Annotated in this window: 12 protein-coding genes; 11 read left to right on the forward strand and 1 reads right to left on the reverse strand. The window is 36.4% G+C overall.

What is annotated here, in order from left to right; all coding sequences use genetic code 11:
* From PHO70_08340 to PHO70_08380, 9 genes are all read left to right on the forward strand, one after another.
* Window positions 1–272, forward strand: a 272-nt coding sequence (locus tag PHO70_08340) for a nucleotidyl transferase AbiEii/AbiGii toxin family protein (GenBank protein MDD5432969.1), incomplete at its 5' end; no start/stop codon positions are given.
* Complete coding sequence (locus PHO70_08345) at window positions 272–799, forward strand: metallophosphoesterase (GenBank protein ID MDD5432970.1); 528 nt, start codon at window positions 272–274, stop codon at window positions 797–799. The genes PHO70_08340 and PHO70_08345, both read left to right, overlap by 1 nt.
* 2 nt (window positions 800–801) lie before the next feature.
* Window positions 802–951 (forward strand): hypothetical protein, encoded by a 150-nt coding sequence (locus PHO70_08350; protein MDD5432971.1) that lies wholly within the window; start codon window positions 802–804, stop codon window positions 949–951.
* 98 nt (window positions 952–1049) lie between these two features.
* Window positions 1050–1577 (forward strand): hypothetical protein, encoded by a 528-nt coding sequence (locus PHO70_08355; protein MDD5432972.1) that lies wholly within the window; start codon window positions 1050–1052, stop codon window positions 1575–1577.
* Between the two features lie 73 nt (window positions 1578–1650).
* Window positions 1651–1947 carry a hypothetical protein gene (locus PHO70_08360; protein ID MDD5432973.1) on the forward strand — a complete coding sequence of 99 codons (297 nt, stop codon included), beginning with the start codon at window positions 1651–1653 and terminating at the stop codon, window positions 1945–1947.
* A gap of 37 nt (window positions 1948–1984) precedes the next feature.
* On the forward strand, window positions 1985–3013 hold the full coding sequence (locus tag PHO70_08365; protein ID MDD5432974.1) for a hypothetical protein: 1029 nt from the start codon (window positions 1985–1987) through the stop codon (window positions 3011–3013).
* A 78-nt stretch (window positions 3014–3091) separates the two neighbouring features.
* Complete coding sequence (locus PHO70_08370) at window positions 3092–3451, forward strand: hypothetical protein (protein MDD5432975.1); 360 nt, start codon at window positions 3092–3094, stop codon at window positions 3449–3451.
* Between the two features lie 263 nt (window positions 3452–3714).
* Window positions 3715–4683 carry a toll/interleukin-1 receptor domain-containing protein gene (locus PHO70_08375; GenBank protein ID MDD5432976.1) on the forward strand — a complete coding sequence of 323 codons (969 nt, stop codon included), beginning with the start codon at window positions 3715–3717 and terminating at the stop codon, window positions 4681–4683.
* A gap of 94 nt (window positions 4684–4777) precedes the next feature.
* The gene (locus PHO70_08380) at window positions 4778–5272 is read left to right on the forward strand and encodes a hypothetical protein (GenBank protein MDD5432977.1); all 495 of its coding nucleotides are present in this window, start codon (window positions 4778–4780) and stop codon (window positions 5270–5272) included.
* A gap of 155 nt (window positions 5273–5427) precedes the next feature.
* Here PHO70_08380 and PHO70_08385 read toward each other — a convergent pair whose 3' ends face one another.
* On the reverse strand, window positions 5428–5889 hold the full coding sequence (locus PHO70_08385) for a helix-turn-helix transcriptional regulator (protein ID MDD5432978.1): 462 nt from the start codon (window positions 5887–5889) through the stop codon (window positions 5428–5430).
* A gap of 187 nt (window positions 5890–6076) precedes the next feature.
* Here PHO70_08385 and PHO70_08390 point away from each other — a divergent pair, with 187 nt between their 5' ends.
* Together PHO70_08390 and PHO70_08395 are read left to right on the forward strand one after the other, a co-directional pair.
* Window positions 6077–6253: a hypothetical protein gene (locus tag PHO70_08390; GenBank protein MDD5432979.1), complete on the forward strand. Its 177-nt coding sequence runs from the start codon at window positions 6077–6079 to the stop codon at window positions 6251–6253.
* Entirely contained in the window at window positions 6253–7353 is a 1101-nt protein-coding gene (locus tag PHO70_08395; protein ID MDD5432980.1) for a site-specific integrase, read from the forward strand. The genes PHO70_08390 and PHO70_08395 overlap by 1 nt, the downstream gene beginning before the upstream one ends.
* The last annotated feature ends 208 nt before the right edge of the window (window positions 7354–7561 follow it).

A 7561-nucleotide genomic window follows, 5' to 3' on the forward strand; every position in this document is an offset into this window, starting at 1 on the left:
TTGGTTCTCCTATTTATGACAAAGCCGTTCAGAATATCGACCTATTGATAAAAGTCGCTGAGCATAAGGCCTTATTTTTTAAAGACAGTAAGGCACGGTATGATTTAGCGAAGCCCGGCAGTCTGCGCTTAATGCCTCAAAATGAGCATATTATTCAGTTAAATGAGGACTACAAGCAAATGCAGGAAATGTTTTTTGAGGACTCGCCGTCTTTTGAAAGTATTTTGGAAAAATTGAAGACGGCCGAAGAAGAGATTAACAGGATTAAATAATGAATTACTGGTGGACATCAGATTATCATTTTTCACATTTCAATATCATCCGGTATTGCAAGAGGCCATTTGAGACAGCCGAAGAAATGAATGAAACGATTATTCGCAAGCATAACGAAAGGGTTAAGCCCGAGGACACTGTTTTCTTTCTCGGCGACTTCATCTTTAAAGGCGGGAAAGAAGGTGGAGTAGAGAAATACCGTCAGTTCGAAAAGCGGTTGAATGGCAAATTTATTTTCATCAAAGGCAACCATGACCGGCACAATAGCCTCAATACGATTATTTCGAAGGTCTACATTCATTATGGGTCTAAGGATATTTGCATGACGCACCGTGCCGAAGATGCTGATCCCAATGTACCGTGGAATTTCTGCGGCCATGTTCATGAGCGTTACAAGGTAAAGCGGCTGAATGAGAATTCCTTGATCGTGAATCTCTGCGTTGAGGTTTGGAATTATTATCCGGTTTCATTTGAAGAGATCAGCTCTTCTGTCGCCACGTTTTTGAAAGAAGAAAAGCAGGGTTAGGTATGGCAAAAGAAGCGCAAAAGATATGGATGGAGTTGCCTGTTGATATCAGAAGTAAGATTCTGAGCAATGTTTGGTGCCCGGACTGTAGGACTGCGGTGACTATATGCGATTACAGCGCGGACTTTGATGGCGGGGTTATTGTCCTGTAGGGATTTTGTGGTAAGATGAATCTTGTTATACGCGGCATTGATGCCAATATAACCGTTCAGCCATTTTTGCTTATTCAGGAATCCCCCGTAATTTTAAAATGCGCATAGAAGCATTTAATTCAGATAAGGCCTGCAGTGAGTTTATTGATAATCTAAAGCTATTATTTAAAAAAATTATACCTGAGGGGATAAGCGATGCTCAAAAAGATGAATTCGTAGATATAAGGGAAGCAGTTTTAGGATATCACTTTTTGGTGGAAGCCCAATTTAATATACTTCTTGCTCTTCGTTCATTAAAGGCTTCTAAAAAAACTTCTGATAATGACAAAGAGCTTGAAAAATCATTAGACTATTACGTAAGAATGTCTTTTAAGCCAAAGATTAAATTGATGAAGAGATTTTTTGCTAAAACACAAATTGATTTCTCGGTTTTTTCTCAGCTTGATGATTTAAGAAATGTATTCGCACACAATCTTCCCTTTAAAGATGGCCGCTATAAAAAAGTGAAATCAATAAAAGACAGGCTCGATTTTTTCCAAAAAATAACTAATGTGGTTTCCAAATTGATTGAGTTAAGATTTAATAGTATAGTTGTGGATCAGGCAAAGGTATCTAAATCTAGCTAGGCCCTCAGGTCTAAATATAGATACTGGACAGAAGAGGATGTTAAGAAGTTGAAGGAGACAACAGGGAGATAGTATGAGCCAGGGAAGAAAGACCAGGTTTGATGAGTTTATGGAACTATCTCTTTTAGAATTAAAGAGGATTCTTGCTAGTGGAATGTTTAGCGAGGAAAAATTTTATGATAGGGTTACTATTCAATCGCTTAAACTTGCCATAGCAGAAAAAGAGAGAGCAGGACAACAGGCAATAGTTGATAAGAATTTAAAGTCCAGTATACAGTCAGTTAAAGCGACTTGGGCTTTAGTTTTGGTAACCTTGGGTTTAGTTATAACTACTGCCATTTTAGCGTATATTACATACATAAAGAAATAAATAAAAAACAATTAACAGTTGCTTGGAGTGAATAGTTATGAGCCTAATTTTTAAATATCATTCAAAAGATACTAATGGGCTAGACAAAAATGGCTCAATTGAAGCCTTAGATGAAAAGGAGGCAGTAAAGAAATTACAAGAGCAAGGTTTAGTCGTAATTTCCATTGATAATGTTGTCAAGGTTGAAAAAGAAATCGTGAATAGAAATAAGGGTGGTATTCCACAACAGAACAAGAAAAAATTAAATACAATTCTAATAACAATTGGCGTTTTGTTAGTTAGTTTTGCTATCTTAGGCTTAAAAAACTATTTAGAATTCAAGATTTATTATTACAGTGTTTCTCCCCTTGTTGCTGAATGGGAAGATGCTCTTAAAATTGTTGGTTCTACGCCTCGAATATCATTAAGTCAACCAGTAGCTAAATTGCAAGAAATTAGGCGTAAATTTGAGAAAGTATACGTCCCTGATAAATACAGAGAGTGCAATAAATATTTTATATGGCATATGGACAATATGATATCAGGGTGTTTGGCTTTTATGCAGGATAATGAAGAAGAAGCAGCTAAATTTTTCTCTGATGCAGGATTATTTGGGAAAAAGGCAGCCGATTGTCTACATTCTGTCTATAAGTTGGATTTTCTTAGCTCGGTTAGCCTCTTGAATCCAAGCCTTCAGGCTAATGAATCTGCTGCTCAGATTGCTTTGAAGGCGATTTCTATCAACGAATTAGTTTATCACTCAGAAAATAGCACCTATACAACTCTGACTCAGTTAGACGAATCAACATCAGGGGCTGTTTCTCCATCGAGCAAGAACGATTATAGGTTTACTATCTCTGATATAACAAACGAGACATTCTGTGCAACGGCAGTCCCAGTAATTCCTAATGTAACGGGGAAACGCTCTTTTTGTGTAACTGAAGGTGGTGCGGTAAGAGAGCAGACCAATGGTGGTTTAATTGCTAACTATTCTGCCTGTTTAAAGTTGCCTATAACCAAAGAAGAATATGAGTCGCACAGGAGAGTAGAGGAGGGATATGGAAGAAAGATACCGATTGGGTATTAGCCACAATGTCCTAAAAGAAGACAATTAAGACGCTAAAGGAGCAATGAGGAATTTGGTTATTTAACCAGGAGGATTGGAATGGATTATACATTGGAAATGGTTATGAAGGGAGATGCAAAGATTTTAAAATACTATGAGAATGCAGAGAAGCTTTGGCAGGAAATAATGAGTTCACCGAAAGCAAATGACCTCACTTCATTGGCTAAGCTAATCTCCAATCAACAGTTTTGTTTTGAGGGACAGTGTGGCGGTAAAGATATAGGTCAAGAGGTTATGGCTGTGAGTGGAATACTTAGGTATTATTCTACAGCTAGCGGTTGGGAAGATAATTTTCCTAAAGCCAAATTAGTTTATGAGGCAATTAAAAAAAGCAATTGTAGTCTGGAAATTAAATCTGATGCTGATTCTGTAGCAGAACATCATCACTTTAACGAGTAAAGACAAAGGGGAACTATTGGAAGGGAAATCTCAGACTTATATGATGCAAGACGATGAAATCAGGAAACGCAATTTAACTGATAAAGATTTGGTTGTTTATGTTATAGACGTAACAGGGTAGATATTATTGGGCCGATAATTTCTTAATGAGATGGATTAAATTAAGATGGTGCAAGTGAAAAATAGCAGAAATAAAAATTAGAAAAATGTATAATGCAAACTTAATCTAAAATCCCGATGTCCTATTTTGAAAGGGTATCCAGGTGGATAAGAAAAATCCAAAAGCATTCATTTGCCACGCAAGCGAAGATAAAGAAAGATTTGTTTTAGGCTTTGCTGAAAAACTACTCGGAGAAGGAGTTGATGCCTGGGTAGATAAATGGGAGATGCAGTTGGGAGATAGTTTAGTCCATAAGATTTTTGAAGAAGGGATAAAGCAGTGTGATACCTTCATAATCATTTTATCTAAGTTCAGCGTAAATAAGCCGTGGGTTAAGGAAGAGTTAGATTCAGCGGTAGTTAAAAGAATAGAGGAGAAGATGAGGCTTATCCCTGTTACTATTGATAAAGATATTGAGATACCTCAAAGCATACGGCATCTTCTGCGGAAGCCAATAAATGACTTGTCTAATTATGAAGAGGAATTTAAGGACATAGTGAAATCAATCTACGGTGTTACTGAAAAGCCTCCGTTAGGAGAAGAACCAAATTTCACTAAAGTTGAAGATATATCTGGTTTCGCAAAAATAGATTCTGTAATATTGAAGATAGTTGGAGAAATTGTTTATGAGGCAGATGAGAGGCGATTACTATATACTGATGAAGTATTTAAAAGAGCCTCAGCCTTGGGATTATCGCAAGAAGCAGCGGTTAATTCTTTAGAGATTTTGGAGGGCAAGCGTTATTGGAAAATATTAAAAAATCGTAGGTCAATTGAGCGTTCTCTTATCACAGTTACCTACTTTGGATTTATTAAATTTTGTGAACTTTTTATAAAAGAATTTGATGCAATTCTAAAGGGAACAATTTCTTGTATAGTTAATGAAGGAATGAAAGACAGTAACGCTATAGCGTCTAAATTAGGATGTAAATTTGCTATGACGGAATCGCTTTTTGGTTACTTTAAGGATTCAGGCTATATGACAGCCATTATTGGGAATAGAGGGCGTGGTGCGATAATTTATGATATTACAGCAGAGGGCCAGAGATATTTTGAGAATGCATTATTATGAAACGGAAAAAGCCAAGCCATTAAAAGCGTCTTTTAAAGACGAGGCAACGCCTGATAGCGTGAAGGATTAGGCAGTAAGAGAGAGGTTAAATACTATGGCTAATTTTATTTTATTTATTACTTTCTTGGCAATTGTATGGTATTCCTGGGAAACAAGAAGATTGGTTAGGTTAACAGGAAAACAAATACGTATCGGGATAGAACCAATTGTAGTTGTTGAAGACGTTAGCGGTGGTCAGATTAAAATAAAAAATGTTGGGAAAAACACAGCCTTGAATATAAAAATATCTACAATTACTAAGCGAATATTTAAGGGTTGCGAGAATAGTTATGATATTGTTTTTATCGGTAAACCAATTTTGCAACCCGATACTAATTGCAAAATAGGAGGGAAGCCTAAAATAAGAGAATCTTCAGGATACTTTAATCCTATGCTTGAACCCTTATTAGATTTTAATAATCCTATCTTCCTTGGTGATTACGAAATCGTTATTTCTTACAATGATATTGAAGGAGGCAATTGGGAGGTAAAGACATCAATTAGTAAGGAAGGTGTAAATTTTAAAGAAGTAAAAAATATTAATCGTTAGCGCATTTTTTGGGGTAAGTTTACTTAGGAAGTAGACTTAAAATTGAAGAGATGATGAAGAAGTGAGTAGCAAATAATAAACCTAACGCATTATTATAGGTAGCAATCCCTGAGATTAAAACTGGGAGGATAGTAAAGAAATTCTGGGGTTAAAAATTAATCTTTTGATTTATCTTTTTGTTCGGGAGTATTTTTAAGATCTATCGATTTTTCCATATCCTCTAACTTAACTATTGTATTTGAAAACCTTCTTACTATTTCCCCAAGCTTAGCTTTATATTCTTCTAGCCGCCTCTTTATTTCTTTTTTCTCCTCAGACGTCTTATGATTTTTTAGAGCATTCTTTATGCTTCTCAAAAATTCATCGGCTATATTCTTTTGTCCCTCCTCAAATTCTTTACAGACTTCCGGGTATTTTGTTTCGAGATAAATCGAGCCTAGCATCGGATCATCAAGCACATCTTCGATCTTCTTCATTACGGCAGGGGAGGGGATCTTACCATGTTTTTCGATATACGTAATGTAAGTGGGGTCAACCCCAATCTTATTTGCTAAATCTTTGGCTGTTAATTTCGAAATTTGTCTACTTGCTCTAATTTCCTTGCCTAAATTTTTCATACCAACATTATATAATAAACCTATGAATAGTCAATCAATTTTTTTTCTTGACAAAGTAAGGATTACTTGTAAAATATCCTATGACTGGTCAGTCAATTAAATGAACTAACAGGTTTTGCAATAATCCTAAGGTTGACCAAAAGAGATATTTCCGGATATTTTTGTTAGTTAAACGAGGAGTGTGATTATGGACAAAGAAATTCTTACAGTTGAAGATATAGCCGATATATTGCATATAAGGCCAAATACAATTCATAGCAAGCGTTGGAAGGAAAAGACGGGTTGCCCTTTAAATAAACACGGAAAAAGATTATTGTCTCACGCTCCTGAATTTTGGAAGTGGTTTGAATCGCAGAAAAACTAATGAAAAGATATATTGGCGTAAAAGAAACTAGGGCAGGGAATTATCAGATAAACTTTCGCTTAAATAAAGGCGGAATGCGCTTCTGGGAAACTGTCGAAGCGAGCTCTATGCAGGAGGCTTGCAACAAAAGGGCTGAGATGATAGTCCAGAAGCAAAAGGAACTACAAACACCTGAGGCTGAAAAATTGCGGCTCACTACTGATTTTTCTAAGGTATGGGAAGGCATAAGCGATGGTTTGTCAGGAGAGCGTAGGCCATGGAAAACCCAACTTCATTATCGAAAGGTCTTCTGGCGGATGTTCAGTGATTTTAGAAATTTAAAATTTCCTTATATACAAAATCCAAGCCAATTAACATTGGCATTCTTTGAGCAATATAAAAATTATTACTGCAACGAATTAAATCGGCCAAAAGGCTTAAGGGGAGAATTGATTTATGTTAAGGCAATTATGAAGCGGATGTATAAGCTTGGGTTCTGCAGTGAAAAGATAATTAAAGACATAGCCGAACATATTAAGAAACCAAAGCCTAATAAGAAGCAATATCCTGAAATTACTAATAGTAAGATTAATGAGCTTCTGGCTTTCATAAAGAAGGACAGGCCGGATTATTACAGGCCTGTTTACTTCATGAAACGGACAGGAAGGAGAGTTGAAGAAACAACGCTTATTGAGAGAAGGGATGTTGTTTGGGATGGAATTAAGCCTATTAAAATCAACATACGCGCAGAGACAACCAAAACCGACGAATACGCGCCTTTAAATCAATTAGATTCAGAGTTAGAAACTTTTATCAGCCGAGCATACAAAGAATCGTCTAAACATAGGGCTCCTTACCTATTTATTACTAAACGCGGAAAGAAGTTTAACCAGCGTAGGATTTGCGAGTATCTGAAAGAAGTTAGCGAAAAGATCGTAAAGGTAAAGATTACTAACCATTATTTCCGGCATAGATATTGGGTAGAGTGTGGGAAAAGCAATGTGCCTATTGTAGACGCTATGGCGATATCAGGAAACAAAGACCCGGATGTTGTGATTGCTTTTTACAGCCACAGCACAAGTGAAGGTTTGGCAAAAGTGCTTGAGTTGACGAGGTTATAGTGATATGATTTTAGAACTAGGAGCGATTATTGGTGGTGTTTCTGGTGGTAAAAGGGGCTTTTTAAGATTAAATTCTAATGTATCCCTGCCTCTCCGATTTTTTCTTGCGGAGTAGCAAGATCAATTCTATTTAAATCACAGAAAGGATAGCTTGATGTTTAGGAAGCTAGCCCAAACAGGCATTATAAACGCGTGCAGTAAAAATAAC

This window comes from Candidatus Omnitrophota bacterium (assembly GCA_028715415.1).
In the GTDB taxonomy this organism is placed as follows: domain Bacteria; phylum Omnitrophota; class Gorgyraeia; order Gygaellales; family Profunditerraquicolaceae; genus JAQURX01.